The organism is Xanthomonas sp. SHU 308 (assembly GCF_000364645.1).
Classification (GTDB): domain Bacteria; phylum Pseudomonadota; class Gammaproteobacteria; order Xanthomonadales; family Xanthomonadaceae; genus Xanthomonas_A; species Xanthomonas_A sontii.
The window spans coordinates 1-2,090 of the sequence record NZ_AQOK01000271.1; the positions used below are offsets into that span (position 1 = coordinate 1).

1 protein-coding gene is annotated in these 2,090 nt (G+C 67.4%); it reads right to left on the reverse strand.

Going from position 1 to position 2,090, the window contains the following annotated elements; all coding sequences use genetic code 11:
* Positions 1-34 precede the first annotated feature (34 nt).
* Positions 35-2,090 (reverse strand): TonB-dependent siderophore receptor (locus D588_RS0109960; protein WP_017915868.1); only part of this gene is annotated, 2,056 nt, incomplete at its 5' end.

Consider the following 2,090-nt stretch of genomic DNA (forward strand, 5'->3'; position numbering starts at 1 on the left):
ATCCCAAAAAAATACCGCTGAATGTCGATACAGCCTAGAACCGGTAGGTCAGCGCCAGGGCGGTGTTGCGGGGCGCGCCATAGTAGCCCTGCGCCCAGTATAGGCTGTTGATGTACTTGCGGTCGGTGACGTTGTAGACGTTGAGGGTGGCGCTGAACTGCGGGGTGATGGCGTACTGCGCCATCAGCCCCAGCAGCGCATAGCTGCCCTGGCGGGTGTAGATGGGATTGCCGGCGGTGTCCACGGCCTCCTGGTCGCGGACGATGGCGTCCTGCCAGGTCAGGGTCGCGCCCAGCTGCAGCGCCTCCCATTGCGGCACGGTGTAGGTGGTGGCCAGCTTGAAGGTGCGGCGCGGCACGTAGGTGCGCACGTTGCGCCCGTCGTCGCCCTTGATGCCCAGTTGGGTATAACCGGCGTTGAGCTGCCAGTGCGCGCCGATCCGGCCGGCGACGTCGAACTCGTAGCCGGTGGAGGTGGCGTCGATCGGCCGGTACGTCTGCAGCGTGCCGACGAAGACATCGGCTTCGGCGGTGTTGTCCTGCTTGGCGCGAAACAGGGCGAAGGAGGCGTTGACGCGCTGCTGCAACCACTGGCCCTTGATGCCGAGCTCGGCGTTGCTGCCGGTGATCGGGTCGAGCACGCGCAGGTTGCGGTCCAGTTCGGTCTGCGGGTTGAAGATCTCCGCATAGCTGGCGTACAGCGCGTAGTTCGGGGCGAAGCTGTAGACCGCACCGACGAACGGGGTGGTCCTGCTGTCGTCGTAGGCATGCTGCACGCCGTAGTTCTGGCCGCGGCTCTCGATCCCGGTGTGGTTGACGCCGGTGATCAGCTTCAGCGTCTCGCCCAGGTTCCAGCGCGCGGTGGCGTAGGCGGTGCGGCGGATGATGTCGAACTGGGCGCCGTCGGAGAACGCGTCGAAACGCGGCTTGGGATAGGCGCCGTTCCAGTCCTGCAGGGGCGGCAGCGGCGTGCCGATGTCGTTGCCGTACCAGGACACCTGGTCGGCCTCCACGCGGCCCCACTGCACGCCCACCACCAGTTCGTGCTCGCGCCCGCCGAGCGCGAACGGTCCGCTTGCGGACACGTTGGCGTACTTCTGGGTTTCGCTGCTGCCGTACTGCGAGGGGTAGGAGAACAGGCCCAGGCCGGTGTCGCGATCGGGAGTGCCGTAGACGTAGAACAGCTGGGCATCGTTGTCGAGCCTGCGGTAGTTCAGTGCCAGCGTGAGCCGCCAGTCCGCGCCCAGGTCCTGCCGCAGTTCCAGGAACCCGCGCTTGTCTTCGGTGGTCCAGTACGACCAGTCGGCCGAAGTGCTGGTGGACCGCGCGAAATCCGTGGCACTGCCATCGCTGTAGTACAGCGGCAGTGCGCCCCACATGCCACCGGTGGCGTCGTTCTTTTGATCGCTGGCGCCCACGCTCAGGCGGGTGCGATCGCTCAGATCGGCCTCGACGATGCCATAGACGCTGTGCTTGTTCAGCGCATAGCGGTCCAGGTAGCTGTCGCCGTCCTGGCCGGCGGCGACCACCCGCCCGCGCACGCTGCCGCTGGCGTTGAGCGGGCCGGACAGGTCCGCGTCCAGCCGCCGCGTGTCCCAGCTGCCCACCGTCACTCCGGCGCTGCCCTGCAGGTCCTCGGTGGGCCGCTTGCGCACGAAGTTGATCGTGGCCGACGGATTGCCGGTCGAGGACATCAGCCCATTGGCGCCGCGCAACACCTCCACCCGCTCGTACATCGCGGTGTCCAGGTCGCCCTCGGCGCCGCCATTGGTGAACGGCAGGCCGAGGCCGTCGACCTGGAAGGTGACGACGTCGAAACCGCGTGCGCTGTAGTAGGTGCGATCGGTCTCGATCTTCTCGACGTTGATGCCGGTGGCCAGCGCCAGCACATCGTTGGCGTTGCGCAGGCCGAAGTCGTCCATCTGCTCGCGGCCGATGCTGCTCACCGACTGCGGCGTCTCCAGCGGGCTCAACACCAAGCCGGTGCTGGCGGCGCTGGGCGGCGGGGTATAGCCGTCCTTGCGCTGCGCGACCACGTCCAGCTTCTCCAGTTGCGTGGGTTCGCGGTCGCCGGCCGCCACGGCCTCGGCC